The organism is Blautia sp. DFI.6.71 (assembly GCF_020593585.1).
Taxonomy (GTDB): Bacteria; Bacillota; Clostridia; order Lachnospirales; family Lachnospiraceae; genus Blautia_A; species Blautia_A wexlerae.
Map to the genome: position 1 here is coordinate 1 of NZ_JAJDMJ010000020.1, position 22034 is coordinate 22034.

Below are 22034 nucleotides of genomic sequence, written 5' to 3' on the forward strand. Positions count from 1 at the left end.
TTTTATGAATTTGAGCAGACATGCTCGAATGTGCAATTCATCCCATCACCTATAGGTGAGGGAATTCTTGCTACGGTTGTTAAAATTCCTATCTTATTCATCTTTTTTCTCCATATACAACAGGCCAGAGTCAAAATTTTTTCTGACTCTGGCCTGTCAATTCTCATATTATAAAAATAAAATATGCATCTTCCCGCGGCTGTCATTTACCACTTCCGAATCTACCTGGTAAATCCTTTTGATCAGCTCCGAAGTGAGTACTTCCTGTGGAGTTCCATATCCTTCCAGCACACCATCTTTCAATACATAAATCTTATCGCAGTATGCCGCCGCAATATTCAGGTCATGGATAGCTGATATTACAGTTACGTTAAGTTTCTTTACCAGTTCCATCAGCATGATCTGATGTGTGATATCCAGATGGTTAGTCGGCTCATCAAGGATCAGTGCAGGTGTCTGCTGTGCAAGTGCTCTTGCCAGAATAACCCTCTGCTGCTCTCCACCTGACAGCGTAGAAAATGTGCGATCCGCAAATGCATCCATCTGTACCGTTTTCAGTGCTTCTTCAACAATCCGGTAATCTTTTGCATTATCCCGTTCCAATGCTTTCTTATGAGGTGCACGTCCCATCAACACGACTTCCCGTACGGTAAAATCAAAGTTGTAGTAATTGTGCTGTGCCACAACTGCCATTTTTCTGGCGGAGCTTTTTACGCTCATGGAATGGAGTTCTTCGCCGTCCAGATAAACGGCACCTGCATCTGGCTTCAGGATACGGTAGATGCATTTTAATAATGTAGATTTTCCGCTTCCGTTTGGTCCGATGATCCCTACCAGTTCCTTATCCTTTGACTCTATGGAAATTCCCTTCAGTATCTGTCTGGCGTGAAATCCGACCTGAATATCTTCTGTAGTGATCTTCATTACTTACTACCTCCAAATCCATAGGATTTCCGCACAAGCAGATAAATAAAGCATGGAGCACCGATAATGGATACCAGCACACCGATCGGCATCTCAGAATTCTTCAGGATCACACGACATGCCACATCACACCAGATCAGGAATGATGCACCAAGCAGTGCACTTAATGGCAGTAATCTTCTGTGGTCTGTTCCAAACAGGATTCTGATCACATGAGGGATCACAAGTCCTACAAAGCCGATCACACCCGCACAATATACTGCAAATCCAATCATTACAGAAGCAACGATCAGATAAAAAGTTCTCAGCCTGTGCAAATCAGTTCCCAGTGTGATCGATACATCATCTCCTAACAGCATCAGATTCAGATTACGATATTGCGTCCAGAAAATAATCACACAGATCAATGTAACCGGAAACATCACACCTGCTCTGCTCCAGCTTGCGCCTGCAAGGCTTCCCATCGTCCACTTCATTACTTCTGTTGCTGCATTTTTGTCGTTGGTGATATAGATAACAAAATTGGAAAAAGCAGAACATACCGCACTGACAGCCATTCCGGCAAGGATCAGTTTGGCAGAAGTAGCTTTTCCGCCCATGTTTGCAATAGCAATGACTGCAAAAGAAGTGACCATTGCACCAATAAATGCAGTAACACCAACTGAGTTTCCACCGAGAAATCCACCAACTCCAAGCATGATCGCCAGTGTTGCACCAAAGGATGCACCGGAGGAAATACCAAGTACATACGGATCTGCCAGTGGGTTCTGGACAATCGCCTGCATAACTACGCCACAGACGGAAAGAGCCATTCCAACTGCCAGAGCCAGCAGGACTCTGGGCAGTCGAATGAGCCACACAACATCGTGAACTGCGCCTTCTGCATAGGCGGACAGGCTTTTGATATGAAACAATTTATACGCAATGACACTGTATACATCTTTCAGTGACAGATCTGCATTTCCAAAAGTGATCGCTGCCAGAATGGAAAAAATCAAAAATGCCGCAAGCCCGATAAGAACTGCCACATACATGGATGTCCTGAGCACACTGCCTTTTTTTGTCTGTGAAACCTGTTCTTTCACTGTTATGTCCTCAATCAGTCAAGATTCACATCCGGATATAATCCTTTTGCGAAAGTTTCAATACCATCCTGTGTACGTGTTGCACTTGCGTACATTTCACTGAGCATGATCGGATAAACACGACCGTTCTTTACAGCGTCAAGGCTCTGAAGTGCTTCGTCATCCTTGATAACGGCAAGCTGGCTTTCTTTTACAGTTTCCGGATCATCACCTGCATATGGCATGTATACAACAAAAATCACATCAGGGTTTGCTGCAATGATATCTTCTTTTCCTGCTGTAGAAGCATCCGGGTTTGCCAGAGTCGCACCCAGTTGTGTTACCATATCTCCACCAAGGCTCTTTGCACCATAGTTTGTGATATCTTCTCCAAGAGGTTCCAGAACCATTACGCTTGGTTTCTCTTCTACATCTGCTGTTGCTGTAAGAGTTTTATCGATCACTGCCTGTGCATCATCTACGATTGCCTGTGCTTTGTCCTGTACATCAAAAATCTTTCCAAGATTTAAGATGTCTGTAAATTCATTTTCCAGAGTTCTGTCTCCGTCAGGGCGTGTGTTTGTGTTGTAATAAGTGTTGCAGCCTTTGTCGATCCAGTCTGTTACATTTCCGAGATTTTTATCAGAAAACAGGGAGCTCCAGGATAAGATCATGTCTGGCTCCAACATCGTTACAGTCTCAAGGGATGGGGTAAATTCATCAAGATAATTTGTTTTTGAAAATGCATCTTTAAGTTCATCCGGAACTTCATTGTCAAGACCTGCAGTAGCTACCAGACGGTCTTCCAGGCCAAGTGCAAGCATGGTTTCAATGCTTCCCTGATATACAGCAAGAACTTTCTCCGGTGCCTTTTCATAGGTTGTTTCGATTTCATTTCCATCATAATCATAGGTTGTGATGGTCAGAGGATATTCTGTCTTTGTACCTTCTGCGTCTGCTGTCTTATCTGCATCTGCTGAATCCTGTGCGTCTGCATCTTCCTGTGTATCAGAGTCTGCATCTGCTGCCGGCTGATTGTCCTCTTTGATTGTCTCAGAGTCTGCTCTCTCTGCTGCAAAAGCTGCCGGAGCTGCGGAAACTGCCATAGCTGCTGCCATCATAATTGCCATGATTCTTGTGGATAAATACCTGTTTTTCATTTGACTTCCTCTCTTTTCGTATATGTTATTTATCTGTTCGTGTAACCGAAAAGATGGGACTTCAGAAAAAGTAAAATAGAAGTGATAAGAATAACGGATACTTTTTACGGAAGCTCCTTCTTTACGCTGTCAGGCAGGTTTCCTGACTCACAGTTCACAGAAAGTTTCCACAAAATAAAAACTGATACAACATCCATGCTTCAGCAGTTCATGAATGTTGTATCAGAAATATTTCCAGATACTCTCTGGCAGCCGGATTCCGCCTTCTCACATATTTATGCAATGACATATTACAATCCCGCTTTTTTTCTGTATACAGTGGCCGCAACCGTTCAGGCATTTCACCTGATTCCCTCTCACATTACCATACACAAAATCTGCATATGATAATGTTCACTTAACAGCTTATTCAATTACGCTGATACAATTCTAGCACACTGCTTTTATAATTACAACCATATTCGAGACACATCAGAATTCTTTCTTCTCCATAAGCCGGACACCAATCCCAAAAGACCCCATATATACAATTACTGTAAACAATACAACTCCAGCCAATACCATTCCCCGGTTCAGTCCATTCAGCCATGCATCGACTGCGTCTGCTGAAAGTCCCATTGTTTTTATCAGAGCATAAACTACGGCAATTATAATAGCCCACATGACCATTGCAATATAACGTCCTTTTTCTGCTCCAAAATGTATTACAAGCGGGAGCGATACTGACAACATAAGAAGCGCCAGTGGAATGTATATCAGAGTGCCAATAATTTTCTCACTCAGGCACCCCTGAAGCTCTGCCACACCTTTACAGATCACTCCCGTTATTGCTTCAATTCCCCACGCTGCAGCCGTAAGCCCTGCTCCCAGCAGATATTTCTCCGCCACATACTGTTTTCTGGTAACCGGCAAGGTCATAAGAAATGCAAGACCATTATCAAACTCATCATAACTTATAGTCGTAATGGCAAAAATTGCTGTGACAAACGTAAAATATCCTATAGCAAAACTGACGCTCCCACTTCCTGCCAGATTCAGGATGACTCCCATTACAATAACCAGGATAAAATACTGTTTCTGCTGTTTCATCAGTTCTATATCCTTTACAAATAATCCCTTCATACCTGTTCCTCCATCATCACTACCAGATCATCAATCTTTCCATTCTCAATTACAACATCTGGATAATTTTCCATATAAAATTGTTTCTGGTTTGTCAGACACCTGTATCCATAAGCTTCTTTCCGGATCTTAATAAGGTATTGCTGATCCAGTTTTTCGTACTCTTCTTCTGCAACTTTAAGAACTGCATAATCTGACAGCAGTACATCTGTATCCTCATGAAGGATAATTTTTCCGGCATGGATCATATAAAAATCGTCACAAAGACTCTCCAGATCTGATGAAATATGGGAACTGATCAGAATAGAACTGCTTTCATTTTCTTCCATATATTCTCTCAGCATGTTCAGCACCTCATCCCTGGCAATCACATCCAGACCAACTGTGGGCTCATCCAGAATCAGCAGTTCTGCCTTATGGCTTAATGCTGCCAGTACTTTAAACTTTGCTTTCATACCAGTGGAAAATTCTTTGATTTTCTTGTCTGTGGGCAGATTGAATCTTCTGCACTGCTGCAGGAATTTCTCTCTGTCAAAATCTGGATATATGCTTTTCATGATATTTGCCACGCCCGCTGCTGTCAGATACATACTGAAGCCTGAATCTGCAAAAACAACTCCCAGTTTCCGCTTATCCTCCGGCTTAAGCTCTTCTGCCTTTTTCCCAAAGACCTCTATCTCTCCGCCATCCGGATGGATCAGGCCAAGCAAAGCTTTAAATGTGGTGGATTTCCCGGAACCATTTCTTCCAATAAGTCCTGTAATCATCCCAGGCTGTACTTCCATAGAACATTCCAGCGAAAAACCTCTGTAATGTTTCTGCAAATGACTGATTTTCAACATGTCTTAGTCCTCCATGATCATTTCAAAAAGATTTCTGATTTCCTCATCGTTCAGTCCACATCTTCTGCCCTTCATGATTGCCTGCTCCAGATCATGTTCTACTTCTTTGAGCTGTTCTTCCCTCATCAGGTTTTTATTTGTGGCTGCAACGTAGGTTCCTTTTCCATGAACAGTGACGGTAAATCCCTCTTCTTCCAGATTGTCGTAGGCTTTCTTCACAGTCAGGGCACTGATCTTCAGTTCCTTTGACAAACTGCGTACTGAAGGTAATACAGTGTCCGGCTGTAACTCTCCTCTGATAATCGCAGACTTAATCTGGTCTATGATCTGTTCATAAATAGGTACCATGGATGAATTATTGATTATTATATGCATATGTTTCTCCTCCATCTGCAAACAGTATATAACAGTGCATAACTGTTGTCAACTGTTTTATACTGTTATACATGATATTTATTTGCTTATAATCAAAAATGGATATTCAACCTTATTTCCGGCAATCTTTCACAATCGCCTTCTCATAAAATTGAATATCCATATAACCTTAATCTAACTCTGTTTTTTCGAATTAACTTTTAGTGGAAGTCTTATGGTTACAACTGTGCCTTCTTCCAGCTGTGAGCTTATGGTAACCCCATATTTCTCTCCATAAATCATACGAATCCTTTTATTTGTATTTCTGACGCCTATACTCTTTCGCTCTTTATTCAGAACCTCTTTCAAATCTTCCTCACAGATTCCACATCCATTATCCTCTACATAAAAAAGAATATCATTTTCTTCTTCCTCTGCTGAAATCCAGATCTTCCCGGAATCCTGATAATTTTTAAATCCATGCACAATGGCATTCTCTACAAACGGCTGCAGAAATAACTTTGGAACTTCCAGACTTCTTAAATACTCCGGTATATCCATACTCACTTCAAATTGATCCTGATATCTTTTCTGCATAATTCCAATATACCGTTTAAGCCAGTCCAGATCCTCCCACAGCGGAACCAGAACATCACCATTCTGGCTGGTATACTGAAGCATTCTCGACAGATCCAAAAGCATTTTGCTGGCATTTTCCTGTTCTCCTTTAAGGCATACCCAGTTAATGATATTCAGCGAATTATAGAGAAAATGGGGATTCATCTGTATATTTAACGACATGATCTCCGTGTCTCGTTTCTGGATCATCATCTCATATTTCTCATGAACCAACATCTGCAGGTTCTGATTCATTTCATTCAGTTTTTTATAAAAAAACGCAAACTCATCCCTGTTGTCATATACAATTCTTGCAGTAAAATTACCCTCTCCTGTTTTCTCTATCATGTGCAGCGGTTTATAAACTTTTTTCCCAATCTTTCTGGAAATAAGAACAGCCGTAATAACAGATAAAATAATTTCTATAGTTACCAGAATCAATATTGCCCTGGTAAGATCTGTAGCAATATTCTTGCTGAAAACATTAACTGGAATCATGGCAAGTGTATACCATCCCGTCACCATACTTTTGGAATAGGTTACGATATATTCCTGATTATTTGCACCGTAGTATTTTACAGTTCCTTTATTCTCCGTAATTCCCATATCAGCTGCAGTTACATTTCGAAACAGCTTTGATTCATTCTCACCGTAAGGACCAACAACACTGCCATCTTCACTCATGATATAATAAAGAATCTGAGAATTTGCCTTTGTATACTTTTTCAGCATATTATTCAGATTATCCTCTGTAAAATTAACCACCAGATACATTTGATCAGTCTTATTTTCCAGATGTTCAATATGTCCTGATTCTACCCTGCTTAACTGCAGCTTTCTGACAGCCGTAAATACATGCTCATATTCCAGAAAATCTCTCGGCATATCTTCAATTGAAAACATGTCCATATAATTATATGCCGGAATCCACACAAGTTTTCCATTTGCCTCATCTGCTGCTTTCTGTATTTTAGAACCCATAAAGCTATAATTTGGATAATAGTTCTTTTCCTTTTCGCCAAACTGATAATACGGAGTCACAATATGCGTAGAATAAACCGTGTTATTCCACGGCAGATAGTCCAACAAAATTTTTGAAATTTCCTGACTGGCACTTTCAAGCTGCATACTGTCAGACGTATCCAGATTCTGAAATATTTTATAAATTCTCGCATCTACATTTATTTTTAATGAAAATTCCTCAATATAATCCAACTTTTCATCCAGAATATCACTGACATTCTCAGCATTTTGCCACATTTGTTTTTCTGACTGCCTGATCAGTTCCTGTTTTGACAAATGGAAGATAAATAAACCCAAAAGCACAACAGGAATAATGGAAATACAAATAAATGAACTAATCAGCAGAGTTTTAAATTTTGTATATTTTAATTTTTCCATCATCACCCAACTCTTTTGCGAAATTCTTCAGGTGTCATATTATGACGTTTCTTAAATGCCCTGTTAAAATAATTGGGATCCTTATACCCTACTTCCAATGCAATCTTCCTTACCTTATCAGAAGATGTTTTCAAAAGATTCTCTGCTTTCTCCATACGAATATCTGACAGGTATTCAGAAAAGGAAATTCCGAATCTCTGCTTAAATAAAGTACTGAAATACGAAGCATTAAAATGATACAATGCAGCAATCTGCTCCAGGCTGATCTCGTCCTGGTAATGTTCCTCTATATACCGCCTGCTTTCATCCAAAGGATCTGTCTCCTGTGAATCTGCTATTTCCCGGAAAGCGATTATATTTTTTATTAATTCCGCTGACCTTTTTTTCAATTCAGAATACCACTGACTTTCGATCAGACGATTATCCAATGCATTTAATTCTGACAAGTGTTCAGCTTTCAGATAGGGCTCCATATAACGTAAGATTCTGAAAAAAAAGAATACGATTTTTCTTTTAAAAATATCCGGCTGAACACTTTTATGCTCTGACAGAACCTCTGTTATTTTTTCAAAAATTGCTTCGCTTTTTTCCAGATTTCCTTCTTTTATAGAATTCAGAATTGCTTCACTGCCTACAGAATCCTCCTGCTTTTCATCAGACAGATATTTCTCTGCCTGCAAATATCTTTCTTCTTCATAAAAAGAATACTTCATCGCGGCCATAGCCTCTTCATATGCCTTGTTTCCGCAGCTTTCCATATCCGAATACAGAGAGCTGACTGCAAAATAAATTCTGTTTTTCTCAAGTACCAGGATATTTTGAATAAACTCCTCTATCTGAGTGATCTGTTCCTGTTCAATTCTTGATCCTGACAAGGCCAACACAGCCAGCAGATTTTCTGTTCCGTTGACCTGAAATGTAATTGACGATGTATCTATCAGATGTTTTTTTATAAAATACCCTATCTCCCGTTTCATCTCTTCATTAAGAATCAGATGCTGCTTATTGATCCGGATCAACATCAGATAGCCTTCCTGTCTCAGAGGAAACATCTCACTTAAGGGCTCCCATACCTTACGTCGTGTATGGTGGATATACTGATTCAGAAGCCACTCCATATATCCATATGCAGATTCCTTCAATCGTCGTTCCATCTGATCTACTTTTTGTTTTTGAACCTGATCCTGATTTTTTGATTTCTTTATTTTCTTAATGGCACGCTTTAACTCTTCTGCATCTACAGGCTTTAGCAGATAATCACTTGCATGAAACTGTAACGCCTCTCTTGCATAGGAAAAATCTGCATATCCGCTTACAATCACAAATGCAGTTTCTGGATAATCTGTTTTTACTTTTTTTTGCAGCTGTAAGCCGTCCATTTCTGCCATACGTATATCGCTGATCACAATCTCACAGGAAATATTATTCATGATCTCCATTGCCTCCTGACCATTTGATGCTTCCCACAGCATATCGTCCGGGCATATTTTTTCAAGAAGCATAATAAGTCCTTCTCTGTGAATTCGCTCATCATCTACTACTAATATATTGTACATTTTATCTCCTGTTCTGTCTGATATATACGTTTTGATTATAGCACAACAGGTGTGCATGAACAATTGCACACCTGTCTTTACAAATTCTATTTTTTTGTTCCGTGATACATCTTATCCAATGCATCGGCATAGTCTTCCTTGGAAAGAATCAGTACCGGTATTTCTGAAACCTTACACTGTTTTCCATCCGTCTCAAGACTTGCACTGATCACTCCTGCTGCCTGTGTTTTCTGTCCCTCCACATACAGGGTTACCTGTTTCATTTTATGCTGTGTATCCTGAGGGAAAGGATGCTCTGACAGCATCACGCTCTTCTCGCCTCCTGCCAGTTCATCTGGCAAACTGATGTAAAAACCAGCTACCTTATGGGTATTCTGTGGTACTTCTCCCACCATGCATACTGCCTTATTGTCTGAAAATACAGGTTGATAATCCCAGTGATAGAATTGTTTATACTGTACTTTCCATCCATCAGGAACTTCTATCTTCACTTCTGCATTTTTCCATTCTGTGTCTGTTGACTGGCTGATCAGATAACGGAATAAAAAGATTCCACAGTCTGAATTATAAAGTTTAGGCATGATAATTCCATATGGACTAAACAAAATTCCATCCTCTGTCATTGTGCTGCACTCAGCTCCTGCAATATCCGTTTCCTGCACAGCCATTGTCTCTGTAACAAACTCTTTCTCAACAAGAGCTCCTGCCAATACTAATTCCTCTACTTTTCTACATTCTCCCTGTGCACCTGCACCGTACTTACGTACTTCAAAAATAACCTTTATTGCTTCCTCATTATAGTTTTTAATATTAATAACAGTTTTTCCTTTTTCTTCTCTATATTCAATATCAAAAACATAAGCTCCAAGATGTGTTTTCTGAAGTTTATAACCGGAAAGCAATCCCTGTGGCTTGATGACCAGCGTTTTCTGTGTTCCATCCATCCTGAGACCAAACCACTGCTCAATACTCTGCTGAATCCATGCCCCCTGTCCCTGGCTGCATCTAGTCAGGCATCTTTTCTTATTTGTTGCTCTTGGCCACCAGAAAAGTGAGCCTGTTTCATCCAGACGTTCGTAAAGGAGATTCAGGTTATCAAGCATTTCCTGTCTGGTAAGACTTCCGCCAAGTTTTAAAGTACAGCCTGTTGCAGATGGATTCATGCCAAAATGTAATTCACGCATTGTCTGGAATTCCGGATCATAGTTTGTGATATACATAGAACGTGCATATCTATGAAGATTTACATATGGCTCATAATCGAACTCATATAGCCCATACAAAGGTGCCATAACTGTAGCAGTATCCTCACCGCCATAATAATTCAGATCATCCTGGATATAGAAGCGTTCCTCATTCTCACCTAAGTTGTTTCCGCCTGTAATCTGTCTGCCGAATGGTCCGCTACCTTCCATCAGTTCTTTCATGTCTGCTTTCATCTGTTCCATAAATCTGTCCACATCTGTCGCATCCCGTTCCAGAAGTTTCAGAATTCTTCTGTAAGATTTCAACGCATAATAACACTGTACATTTGCACCGTAATCATACTTGCGGAATACAATAAGATCGCTGGCGTATCTGCTAGAAATCAGTGCTTTTTCTTTATGTTTATGCTTCATCATTCCATCGTAGATCTCATCAATAGCAGCAACCAGTTCCGGATGATCTCTGAAGAATTTCTCATCTCCTGTCAGCTCCAGATATTTTCCTGCTATTACAAGCAGAGAAATATAGTAAAACATACTATGATCCGAATACAGGCTATAACGTGGCCGGTTTCTTTCTGCCAGATAAAACATTGCACTTTTTCCTACCTCAGGTACTGCATACATAACACTTACCACATCAGGAGTAATATCAATTCCCCAGAGCCTCGAAAGACTATGGGACGGTGCCCCCTGCCAGTTGGTCAGAAAACTTCCATCTTCTCTGAAAGAAAGGCAGTTAAAATTATCAAGAATAAACCGTACCTGCATATCACGGTATTTCTCACCAGCCTCCTGGTTTTCCCGAATATCTGTAGTGATTTTTCCAAATCTTTCTTTCCAGAAATCATCAGTAACATTCAACCATTCCAGCGGTGTATGTTGATACAGTGTTCCAAGGGCAGAATAAATCTCTTCTCTCTTTGGAGTAAGAGCAATTACTGTTGTAAATGTTCTGCTTTCATTTGCTTTTAATTCAAATGGTACATAAATTCTAGGATTATCTCCCTGGCCTTCACATACGGAATCCAGAAGCTGAATTGCTGCACAGGCTTCCGGGTGCCATAATACCAGCAATTTCTGATCCCATTCTGATTTATATGGTGTTACTGTATAATCATCGAAATATTTCCCATAATGCTCAAACTGATTTACAAACTTCTGGTCAAATGACAGACGAAGTTTTCCTTTCATTTTGCATCCGGAAATATTTTTTACTTCTATACAGTAGAATGCTCCTGCAGGTCCAGGAACCGGATGGATTGATGATGCCGGAACTGCTTCTTTCTCCAGAATCGGCGCAAAAGAGAATATTCTGGTTTCCAGTTCCGGATGCTCTGTAGCAGTAACCGGAAGAAAATCATCATAATAAGTTGTCCATGACTGCTTATTTGCACCTGAGATCATCAGACCATTGTCCAGCTCCAGATCATATTTCATTTTTCCAAGAAGTAATGCTGTATCATTCTGATAATACTGACCTATGTATCCTTTAAACTGTCCTCCCAGATCTGTTCCTCCGGATGGTACTGCATAAATTTTATCATGAGGAGTGCACAAAAAGTGCAGTCTGCCCATGGTATCCTGGCCCAAAAGTGTTCTTCCATTTGACTGTGTAAATAGCTGTCTCTCACTTAATGACCAGTCTGTGCGCTCCGAAGTTTCATCATACTGTGCTCTGAAATAAGAAGACTTATATGCCTTTTTCCAGAAATTTTCCCATGTATTATAAATCACATTTCCTCTTAAATGCATTGTTTTTCCTCCTATTCTTAGCCTTTCACACCAGACATTGTTACACCCTCAACAAGATACTTCTGACCAATGGCAAATACAACCACAACAGGTGCAAGCACCAGGCAGGCTGCTGCCATCATTAAATTCCATTCACCTCTGTAAGAACCAGTAAACAACTGAAGTCCCAGTGCAACTGTATATTTTTTCTCAGAATTTAAATATACAAGCGGACTCAGGAAATCATTCCAGGAATTTAAAAACGCAAACATACCTACAACAGCCAGGGCCGGTTTTGTAATTGGCAGGATAATTTTTGTAAAAATCTGAATATGGGAAGCACCGTCCAGATATGCTGCCTCATCAAAATCCTTCGGGATTCCCAGATAAAACTGACGAAGCAGGAATATGTAAAATGCACCGCCTCCAAACCATGCCGGAACAATCAGTGGAATAAAGCTGTCTGTTATTCCAATAGTTCTCCACATCAGAAATGTAGGAATCAAAGTAACCGCAACTGGAAGCATCATACTGCTGATGATGCAGGCAAATACCACATTTCTGCCTCTCCATTTAATTCTTGCCAATCCATATGCACAGATGGAACTGGTAAGCATTGTTCCCACTACACATCCTCCGGTTACAATAAATGAATTCAGGAAATATTTTCCAAAGGGAAGTGTATCAAAAACTTCCTGATAGTTTTCCCACATAAATTTAGAAGGAATCCAGCGAGGCGGCATCATAAACACTTCCACTGTGTTCATCAGTGAACTTCTGATCATCCAGTACAAAGGAACCAGACAAAACAAAACACCTAAAATCAGCGCAAAGTATATTAGAATTTTTGAAATAATTTTCTTTGTATTCTTCATATTCATTCTCCTCCATAATAAACCCAACGGTTGGAAAACTTAAATATGACTGCAGTCAGTACCATAATGATCAGGAACAATACCCAGGCAACTGCACAGGCATTTCCCATTCTTCCAAACTCAAATGCTTCTCTGTACAGATAGTATACATAGAACAAACTGGAATTGTTTGGTCCACCCTGTGTCATAACATAAGACTGGGTAAATATCTGGAATCCATTGATGATTCCCATTACCACATTATAAAAAATTGTAGGAGTCATCATAGGAATCGTAACATGAAGCAGCTTTGCCCAGAATCCGCCTCCATCAATCTCAACTGCTTCCAGAAGCTGTCTTGGTACATCCTGCATTCCGGCAAGGAAAATTACCATTGTTGATCCGGTAGTCCACAGATTAATAAAAACCAGTGTGGGAATAACTGAACTTTCACCTGAAAGCCATGTACTTACAGGTAAATGCATTGCCTTTAAAATATTGTTTGCCAATCCCATGTCCGGATTGAAAATCCACATCCAAATCGCTGCCATTGCTACGATCGGAACTACAGTCGGAAGATAAAAGATTGTTCTGAAAAATCCTTTTCCTTTTACATTTGTATTTAACAGCATTGCTATAAAAAAAGAAAATATGATAGCTGTCGGTACAGAAAGCGCAACATAAATTACTGTTACAAGTAATGATTTATAAAAATACGGATCACTTCCACTGAACAGATTTTTATAGTTGCTGATTCCTATAAACTGTCCGCCTGTTGTAAAATTAAAATTTGTAAAACTCAATCCCAGACTGACTGCCATCGGAAGCAATGCAAAAATCAAAAATCCCAGAATACAGGGAAGACTGAATAAAATTCCCCAACGATTTTCTCTTTTCTCGCGATTTGTCATTTTATACTTTATTTTCGTCTGCATATTTATTCCTTTCTGGCATTATAGCTATTTCAATCAGGAAAGGCTGCCAAAAGCAGCCTTTCACTTGAATACTTTAAGAACGTTCTCCTGAATAGGTTCCTTCTACCAAAGAATCCGTCTGGCTTTTTACTTCTGTCATTGCTTCTTCTGCCGTTTTCTTTCCAGACCACACCTGTTCCAGTGCAGAGCCCACTAATGTATTAATCTCATTAAAATTCTTTACGTTAATTTCGGTTGCCACTACTGCATGATCATAAGTTGCCTTTACAATAGCGTCCTGAAAGCCCTCTGGTCTTGCAGGCAATTCTTCAGATGCCCAGAAATCAATCTTATCCGGATCAGTATAATATTCTGTCTGTACAGGCATCCATAAAGTTCTGTATAATTCTGTGATTCTTTCTGAACTTTCTGGATTTGTAAGCCACAGATAAAGTTTTTCGGAAGCCTCCAGATGCTTTGTACTCTTGAATATAATCAAAGAACCACCATCAAAGAAAGTAGTATAGTTTTCATCAATTGGGAGAACACCTACGCCCCAGTTGCATCCTGAATTCATAAGATCCAGATGGTTCCAGCTTCCGTCAATGTACATTGCTGTCTGTTTTGCAGCCAGTGCTGTTGCTGCGCTTGGCATTGCATTCTTCTGTACTGCTGTAGGAGATACATGGTACACATTGATCAGATCTGCAAAATTCTGTAAAATCTGAGCTGACTTCTCATCATTTAATCCAAGTCCGTCCATACTCTCATTTAAGTAACCGCCGCCTGCTGATAGAATAAACGGCATATATACATTCCAGTCTGTTCCAAACATTACACCGTACTGTTTAATATTATTTGCATCAAAATCCGGATCAGCTGCATTTCTTCCTTCTGTATCCAGCGTCAGTTTTTGTGCCATCTCTACAAATTCATCCCATGACCAGGCTTCCTCTACCTTAGTCGGCGGCAGATCTACCCCTGCCTCTTCGAAGCAGTCTACATTATACATCAGGTTTGTTGTAACATTGGCCTGAACAGGTCCTGCTGATTCTGTAGGACTCCAGTTCCACCAACAGGTAGACAGATAATCATCTTTACTAAGTCCCATATCATCCAGAAGATCATAGAAGTTATAAATCAGGCCATCCTCACCCATCTGACATTTCCATGAAGCTGAATAACTTACATCCGGTGCTTCGCCGGCTGCAATCATAGCATTCAATTTTGTCAGGAAATCCTCAGATGGAATATGCATCAGATCCACTTCAATATTGGGGTTTGCTTCCATGAATTTATCTACAGATTCCTCAATAGCCTTTTTTTCGTCTCCACTTCCCCAGTAAGTGAATTTTATAGTTTCTTTCTCGTCACTGCCCTTGTTTTTTGCATTCGCAGTTGTGGTAAATAAAGCAGTACAGGTCATTAATGCCGCCAGACCTAAAGCCATTCCTCTTCTCTTCATAAAATTTCCTCCTGTTTTTTATCAGCGCGCTTGTTTTTGATGGTTTTATTATATAGCCTTTAATAGCATTTTCTCTATGGGACTTTTTTCGGATTATAGCATTTAGATTAGGAAAACACATTGATATATTTGCTGTTTACAGCAATAGAACAAAAGTATTATTTTGCGAAAAAAAAACAGCAACTGATAAATCAGTACTGTTTTAATTGGTTTATGTACCAGTTTTATACAATTTTTATTCCTGTCTGTTTTTACTGACTTCGTTGTATCTGACAGCTTTACTGATAACTTGCTGCTGTTCATAATTCCTCACCCAAAGTCAATTGCAATCAGATGGAAATCTATCACCGGATTCGCTACCTGCTGATAGACTAAACATTACTCTGCCAAATACGCCTTCAGTTTCTCCATATCAGCTTTCATCACTCTCCGTCCCACCTCATAAATCTCCTTTAAATGGGCGGGATCACGCTCAACCGGTTTTGCACTGATGTCTCTGTCCGGGCGGATAACATGGATCCTGCCCTCTTTTTCCAGATATGCGATTTTATCCAGCATACGATTATACTGAATATGACGTTCATCCAGAAGCTTTACAAGCTCCGGATACTCCCTGAACTTCAGCCGGATCAGCGGCATCAGCTTATTATGTTCTTTTCTGTATCCCGGATGACGGGTACATACTACCACATTTTTCTCATACCCCTGTGAAAGCATCCAGTTTACAGGAATCGGATCTGAGATACCACCGTCCAGATACATTCTTCCATTCAGCTTTACCGGTCTGGCGGCCAGTGGCAGGGAAGCTGATGCGCGCATCCATTCCACATCCAGCCTGTCTCCCATTCTGCATTCCTGATAGCAGGGTTTTCCTGTTTCAATATCTGTACATACAACCGTAAACTTCATGGGTGATCTGGCAAATGTCTCTGTGTCAAAAACATCCAGCTTCCAGGGCACCTCCCCATATGCAAAATCTTTGCTGTAAAGATCGCCGGTAGTGATCCAGCTTTTCAATCCCATATATCGTTTATCCTTGCAGAATCTGGTATTATAACGAAGGGTTCGTCCAATCTGGCGGGACTTATAATTACATCCAAAAATTGCACCGGCGGAAACGCCAACTGTAGAATCTGCATAAATCCCCTGCTCCATCAGCTCATCCAGAACTCCGGCTGTATACAGTCCCCGCATACCTCCACCTTCCAGAACCATTCCGAGGCCTTTCTTTTTGTTGTCTTCCATAGCTATTCTCACTTTTCACTTTCTTTCACATATTCATTTCGGATTGCAAATCCATGATCCATAGGGCCACTTCCCTTTCCCAGGTCAAGCATTGCCGCCAGTGCTCCTGAAATATACTGTTTGGAACGTTTTACAGCAGTCTGCAGGTCATATCCCTTTGCAAGATTGGAAGTAATGGCACTGCTCAACGTACAGCCTGTTCCATGTGTGTTTGGATTATCGATACGCTTTCCCTCAAACCAGCAATATTTTCCATCATAGTAAAGCAGATCATTTGCATCATTAATGCTGTGTCCGCCTTTGCAAAGTACTGCACAATGATATGTCTCAGAAATCTTTCCGGCAGCCTCTATCATTTCCTCTGCATTGGTCACTGACATTTCAACCAGAACCTCTGCCTCCGGAATATTCGGAGTAAGCACATCAGCCAGTGGAAACAGTTCCTGCTTCAATATCTCCACTGCATCATCACTGATCAGCTTGGCACCGCTTGTTGCAACCATAACAGGATCCACAACAATGTTTTCCGCTTTATATTGTTTCAGTTTCTCTGCTATTACATGAATCAGATCTTTATCTGATACCATTCCGATTTTTACCGCATCCGGATAAATATCCTGAAAAACAGAATCCAGTTCCTGCCCCAGAAATTCCGGTGTTACATTTAATATTGCCTGTACACCGGTTGTATTCTGTGCAGTTAATGCGGTAATGGCACTCATTGCATATACACCATTTGTGATCATTGTCTTAATATCTGCCTGGATTCCGGCGCCTCCGCTGGAATCACTTCCTGCGATCGTCAGTGCAGTTCTCATAATTGTCTTCCTCTCATTTCTGCTATAATACAATCTTATCTACTGCCTCTTTCAGTTCTTCTGCTGCTTCTTTAATGTTATTCTGAGCATAAATGGCACTGATCACTGCCACACCGCAAATCCCTGTTCCCTTTAACTGAGATATATTTTCTGCTGTGATCCCCCCGATTGCCACCACAGGGATAGATACCGCTTCACAGATTGCCTTCAGTGTTTCATGGGGAAGTTCTGCCGCATCTGCTTTTGAACCGGTTGCAAATACTGCCCCCACCCCCAGATAATCTGCACCACGCTCCTGTGCAAGCAATGCCTGCTCTACCGTTCGTGCCGAAACTCCCAGGATTTTATCCGGTCCAAGTTTCTCACGCACAGCACCTGCTTCCATATCACTCTGCCCTACATGAACACCATCTGCATTCATCTTCAAAGCAATTTCCACATTGTCATTTATGATCAGAGGTACCTTATAATCTCTGCATAATTCCTGAAGTTCAGCTGCTTCCTGCAGGAAAGTTTCATCATCTGAATTTTTATCTCTGAGCTGCAGAAAGGTTACGCCTCCATCCAGACTCTCCTTTACCACTTCCTTAAGGCTCCGCCCATTAAGCCAGTGACGATCCGTTATTGCGTATAAGCGCATTTTCTCTTTATCGAATTTCATGTTTCACTCCTCTTTTCTACTCTTATCTATAGCAATTTACCCCAAAAGTTCTGCTGCAATTTTCTCCAGCTCATCTCTGATCTTAATGTGCTGCGGACATACTTCTTCGCACTTACCACATTTCACACATTCATTGGCAGATTTCCTGCCATGTTTGCCTACCAGCCATTCTTCCTGATGAACTGTGCAGTTGCTTCTTCTCTTGTCTTGCAGTTGATCCATGCTGCATTCTTTGTAAAAAGAGTCATATATTTTTTACATACTGATAATTCCCAAAACGTTTGCAATAGAACTCAGCAAAATAATGATCAGACAAATCGGTGCAAAGTATTTGATAAATACTCTGTACAGTTTCTTTCTGCGGAATGGAGAAGACTGTTCAATTTCTTTTACCATTCCATCAATACCAACAACACGAAGAATCAGAACACAGGTTGCAAGTGCTGCCAGCGGCATCATTACTGAGTTTGTTATAAAATCGAAGAAGTCAAGGAAGTTCATTCCAAAGATACGAATGAAATCCAGAAGTCCATATCCCATGGAAGATGCGGTTCCAAGTACAATCATGATCACGACCATCAGACCGCAGCATTTCTTACGGCTCCAGTGAAGTTCATCCATGAATGTGGAAACACTGGTTTCCATCAGGGAAACTGCACTTGTCAGGGCTGCAAGTAATACAAGTATGAAGAATACGATTCCTGTTGCAGTACCAAATCCCATACTTGCAAATACTTTTGGCAATGTGATAAACATCAGAGATGGTCCTGCCTGAAGTGTTTCAGGATTTCCACCGGAGAATGAAAATACCGCCGGGATGATCATCAGACCTGCAAGGATTGCGATACCTGTATCGAAAACCTCAACCTGTGTGGTAGATCTCTCGATATCCATATCTTTACGGACATAGGAACCGTAAGTATACAGGATTCCCATTGCAATGGACAAAGAATAAAACATCTGTCCCATCGCTGCTACTACTGTCATCCAGGAGAAATTTTTCACATTCGGGATCAGGAAATATTTCACACCTTCAACAGCGCCCGGACGTGTGACAGAATAGATTGTAACTACGACTGCCAGAACTACCAGAACCGGCATCATGATCTTTGACATTCTCTCTACACCGTTCTGTACACCACCGAGAATGATGATGAATACAAGCGCCGCAAATACCAGAAACCAGAGTTCCACCTGCCAGGAATCGGAAATAAAGTTTCCAAAATATCCGTCTTCCGCTACTGCCTGGACATTTCCTTTGAAATATTCCACAAGATACTTAATTACCCATCCGCCAATCGTACTGTAATAAGGAACAATCAGCATTGGAATCACTGCATTTAACCATCCGCCGATTTTGAATGATTTCGTTTTTCCAAAATGCTCAAATGCACCTACCGGACTCTTTCTGGTCATTCGTCCAAGGGCTGTTTCTGACATGATCAGTACATAACCAAATGACGCTGTCAGAAGAATATAGATCAGCAGGAAAATTCCGCCTCCATATTTCGCTGCAAGATATGGAAATCTCCAGATATTTCCCAGTCCTACTGCAGAACCTGCAACTGCCAGCACATAGCCAATCCTTCCGGAAAAGCTTCCTCTGTTATGGTTATGTGCAGAATTGTTTTCTTTTTTCATTATACACCTCACCTCGTTACAAAAACCTCCCATAGGATTTCTCCCATGGGAGGTCTGCTAGTTTTTTACTGATTCTATAGTATCAAAAAGATGCGGGAATGTCAAAGATTAATAATAATTACAGACTTAATTGTAACATATTTGTTACTGTTCACACACCACTATCCCAGTATATATTAAAAGCCTCAGAGGTCGCAACTCTGGGGCTTTTGCTGTGTTATAAATGAATTTAACCTTATCATTTTGCCTACTGGCATTATATCATATGCATTTTTTGTTTGCAATATACTCAATATACTTTTTCGAATCAAGTCAAACTTTTGGTTACTGTTCACTCCCAATGTCATTAACTTAAGAGATTGTTGCTTGTTAAACGGGCAATAATCTCTCTGATACCTACTTGATATTTCCTAAATCTTTTAACTTCCAGTGTTGTTCCATAAGATATCCTTTCTATTTTCCTTGCTGTAATTCAAAAAGCTGTGCATATAGACCGCCCTTTTTCATCAGTGCAGCAGGTGTACCCATCTCACTGACCTTGCCGTCGTCCAGAACCACGATCTTATCAGCATTTGCCACTGTCCTCATGCGATGGGCAATCACCATGACCGTCTTATCCTTCAGCAGTACCGACAAGGCATCCTGTATCAGTGTTTCACTCTCGGCATCCATAGAAGCAGTTGCTTCATCAAGCAGGACAATGGGAGCATTTTTCAACAGGGCGCGGGCAATCGAAATGCGCTGACGCTCGCCACCGGACAGGGCGCTGCCGTTTTCCCCGATGTTCGTCTGATACCCTTGAGGGAGACGCTGGATAAATTCCTCGCATTGGGCAGCTCTGGCCGCAGCCATAACTTCCTCATCAGTGGCATCGCCCCGGCCCAGCCGGATATTCTCCATGACAGTCTCATCAAAGAGCATGACATTTTGGAATACAATGGCATAATTCTTGAACAGCGTTTCCGGTTCTACCGTTTTGACATCCACGCCGCCCAGGGTAATGGTTCCTGAGTCCGCATCCCAAAAGCGTGCCGCCAGTTTGGAGGCGGTAGACTTGCCGCTGCCGGATGGGCCTACCAGCGCCGTGACCTCGCCTTGCTTTGCCACAAAGGATACGCCCTTCAAAACCGGCTCCTCATTGTAAGAGAATACTACATTCTTAAACTCAATGTCGTAGCCCTTGTTATTGCAGACATTGGTGCCAGTCTGCTCCGGGGTCGCATCGATCTGCTTCATACGCTTGACGCTGACAAGGGCAGAGAACACTTCTGCCATCAGCATGAAGCAACTGGTGAAGGGGTCATAAACGCGGCCTGCAAACAACAGAAACAGAATAAACATAGGAATGGACAACGAACCGGCTGTCACCAGAATGCCTCCCACCAACATGACCGCCACAAGACCAAACCGAAGGATAAATTGGGCCGTGGTCGTAGCAGCACCGGGAGCGATCTCGTTGCGGAAGGAACACTTCACCACATAGTTCAGTTTCTTTTCCAGTTGACGGATACATCATCCAGGTGGATACCACCGACATCAAGGAGATGACAAAGGCTCTGGGCTCCATCGGCCGGAACATCAATCAAATTGCCAAGCGGGTGAACGCCGGCGGCCCCACTTATCAGGCCGACATGGAGGAGATCCGGGAGAGATTAGAGCAGATATGGCAGTTACAAAGACGCAGCTTACGGTTCCATGCCCACACATGCTGCCTCTAACCAGGCAATACAAGAGTTTGCACAAATCCTCGATAAAAAATATCATATCATCTTCAAGATCAGTAGAAACCGGTACAGCTATCTTCATCCAGGCAGAAAAAAATATATCACTGGACAGTACCTTGCACACAAAAACGTATATGCCGACTACCATAAGAGCCGCAATAAGGATAAATTCTACGAAGAACACAGGGCAGAGCTTTCCCTTTACGATACAGCTCTCCGGACACTGAAAGAAAAATCTGATGGAAATAAGCTGCCTTCCATGACAGCCCTCTATGCTGAGAAAAACCAGCTTATTGAATTGCGAGATATGCAACGGGAAGATTTTTCTAACCACCGGGATTATTAACGGGAGCTTCGTACCGTGTCTGCCAATATTGATATGATCCTTGGGAAAAGTCATGAGCAGGAACAGCAGATCAAGAAAGAGCAGAATTTATAAATTTCCTGTTTTCATGCTTTCCAAAAAAAGGTATTATATAAAAAACGCAGGAGGTATATTCAAATGAAAGCACATAAATATTGGTCACTTGGTGCATTGGCAGCCATGATTGGAACCTTTTATACCGGCTATAAAAACATGAAAACGGCTCACAAATATTTTGCTTGCAGCTCTCTTCTCTGTATGATTATGGCTATCTACTCTGGTCATAAAATGATTTCTGGTAAATCCAGAAAAAAGAAAGATTCTGTTTCTGAAGAATCCGCAGAATAATCAACACTATAGAAATGTTT

General features: G+C 41.1%; 20 protein-coding genes, 1 pseudogene and 1 riboswitch. Of the genes and pseudogenes, 3 read left to right on the plus strand and 18 right to left on the minus strand.

Annotated features, from left to right (window positions below; genetic code table 11):
- Positions 1-168: 168 nt before the first annotated feature.
- The 18 genes from LJE12_RS10065 to LJE12_RS10150 form a co-directional block, all read right to left on the minus strand.
- Positions 169-924 carry an ABC transporter ATP-binding protein gene (locus tag LJE12_RS10065; RefSeq protein ID WP_022379819.1) on the minus strand — a complete coding sequence of 252 codons (756 nt, stop codon included), beginning with the start codon at positions 922-924 and terminating at the stop codon, positions 169-171.
- Positions 924-2009 carry a FecCD family ABC transporter permease gene (locus tag LJE12_RS10070; protein ID WP_227226905.1) on the minus strand — a complete coding sequence of 362 codons (1086 nt, stop codon included), beginning with the start codon at positions 2007-2009 and terminating at the stop codon, positions 924-926. The genes LJE12_RS10065 and LJE12_RS10070 overlap by 1 nt, the downstream gene beginning before the upstream one ends.
- A 14-nt stretch (positions 2010-2023) precedes the next feature.
- Positions 2024-3148, minus strand: a complete 1125-nt coding sequence (locus LJE12_RS10075) for an ABC transporter substrate-binding protein (RefSeq protein ID WP_227226906.1) — start codon at positions 3146-3148, stop codon at positions 2024-2026.
- A 115-nt stretch (positions 3149-3263) separates the two neighbouring features.
- A riboswitch (cobalamin riboswitch) is annotated at positions 3264-3532 on the minus strand.
- Positions 3533-3619: 87 nt separating this feature from the next.
- Positions 3620-4270 carry an ABC-2 transporter permease gene (locus LJE12_RS10080; RefSeq protein WP_118339851.1) on the minus strand — a complete coding sequence of 217 codons (651 nt, stop codon included), beginning with the start codon at positions 4268-4270 and terminating at the stop codon, positions 3620-3622.
- Positions 4267-5112, minus strand: a complete 846-nt coding sequence (locus LJE12_RS10085) for an ABC transporter ATP-binding protein (RefSeq protein ID WP_227226907.1) — start codon at positions 5110-5112, stop codon at positions 4267-4269. Before LJE12_RS10085 ends, LJE12_RS10080 begins: the two co-directional genes overlap by 4 nt.
- A 3-nt stretch (positions 5113-5115) precedes the next feature.
- Positions 5116-5487, minus strand: coding sequence for a GntR family transcriptional regulator (locus tag LJE12_RS10090; RefSeq protein WP_008705927.1), 372 nt, complete (start codon positions 5485-5487; stop codon positions 5116-5118).
- A gap of 174 nt (positions 5488-5661) precedes the next feature.
- Positions 5662-7488: a sensor histidine kinase gene (locus tag LJE12_RS10095; protein WP_227226908.1), complete on the minus strand. Its 1827-nt coding sequence runs from the start codon at positions 7486-7488 to the stop codon at positions 5662-5664.
- Entirely contained in the window at positions 7488-9041 is a 1554-nt protein-coding gene (locus LJE12_RS10100; RefSeq protein ID WP_055058545.1) for a response regulator transcription factor, read from the minus strand. Before LJE12_RS10100 ends, LJE12_RS10095 begins: the two co-directional genes overlap by 1 nt.
- A gap of 86 nt (positions 9042-9127) precedes the next feature.
- Entirely contained in the window at positions 9128-12001 is a 2874-nt protein-coding gene (locus LJE12_RS10105) for a hypothetical protein (RefSeq protein ID WP_055200978.1), read from the minus strand.
- Between the two features lie 17 nt (positions 12002-12018).
- Positions 12019-12855 (minus strand): carbohydrate ABC transporter permease, encoded by an 837-nt coding sequence (locus LJE12_RS10110; RefSeq protein WP_020993461.1) that lies wholly within the window; start codon positions 12853-12855, stop codon positions 12019-12021.
- 2 nt (positions 12856-12857) lie between these two features.
- Complete coding sequence (locus LJE12_RS10115) at positions 12858-13769, minus strand: carbohydrate ABC transporter permease (RefSeq protein WP_008705933.1); 912 nt, start codon at positions 13767-13769, stop codon at positions 12858-12860.
- Positions 13770-13842: 73 nt separating this feature from the next.
- A complete protein-coding gene (locus LJE12_RS10120) occupies positions 13843-15213 on the minus strand; it encodes an ABC transporter substrate-binding protein (protein ID WP_227226909.1) in 1371 nt (456 codons plus the stop codon).
- 378 nt (positions 15214-15591) lie between these two features.
- Positions 15592-16458 (minus strand): patatin-like phospholipase family protein, encoded by an 867-nt coding sequence (locus LJE12_RS10125; RefSeq protein WP_182438140.1) that lies wholly within the window; start codon positions 16456-16458, stop codon positions 15592-15594.
- A gap of 8 nt (positions 16459-16466) precedes the next feature.
- Positions 16467-17276 (minus strand): bifunctional hydroxymethylpyrimidine kinase/phosphomethylpyrimidine kinase, encoded by an 810-nt coding sequence (gene thiD, locus LJE12_RS10130; RefSeq protein ID WP_227226910.1) that lies wholly within the window; start codon positions 17274-17276, stop codon positions 16467-16469.
- 22 nt (positions 17277-17298) lie between these two features.
- The gene (gene thiE / locus LJE12_RS10135; RefSeq protein WP_008705937.1) at positions 17299-17937 is read right to left on the minus strand and encodes a thiamine phosphate synthase; all 639 of its coding nucleotides are present in this window, start codon (positions 17935-17937) and stop codon (positions 17299-17301) included.
- Positions 17938-17973: 36 nt separating this feature from the next.
- Positions 17974-18159, minus strand: coding sequence for a 4Fe-4S dicluster domain-containing protein (locus LJE12_RS10140; protein WP_195982497.1), 186 nt, complete (start codon positions 18157-18159; stop codon positions 17974-17976).
- Positions 18160-18192: 33 nt separating this feature from the next.
- Positions 18193-19578, minus strand: a complete 1386-nt coding sequence (locus tag LJE12_RS10145) for a sodium-dependent transporter (protein WP_022380061.1) — start codon at positions 19576-19578, stop codon at positions 18193-18195.
- A 453-nt stretch (positions 19579-20031) separates the two neighbouring features.
- Complete coding sequence (locus tag LJE12_RS10150; protein ID WP_442860796.1) at positions 20032-21057, minus strand: ABC transporter ATP-binding protein; 1026 nt, start codon at positions 21055-21057, stop codon at positions 20032-20034.
- A gap of 20 nt (positions 21058-21077) precedes the next feature.
- Here LJE12_RS10150 and mobC point away from each other — a divergent pair.
- The 3 genes and pseudogenes from mobC to LJE12_RS10165 all read left to right on the plus strand — a co-directional run.
- Positions 21078-21296, plus strand: a pseudogene (mobC, locus tag LJE12_RS10155) (plasmid mobilization relaxosome protein MobC); the annotation flags it as partial.
- Entirely contained in the window at positions 21274-21648 is a 375-nt protein-coding gene (locus tag LJE12_RS10160) for a hypothetical protein (RefSeq protein WP_227226911.1), read from the plus strand. The pseudogene mobC and the gene LJE12_RS10160, both read left to right, overlap by 23 nt.
- A 156-nt stretch (positions 21649-21804) precedes the next feature.
- Entirely contained in the window at positions 21805-22014 is a 210-nt protein-coding gene (locus LJE12_RS10165; RefSeq protein WP_118331152.1) for a DUF6219 family protein, read from the plus strand.
- Positions 22015-22034 lie beyond the last annotated feature (20 nt).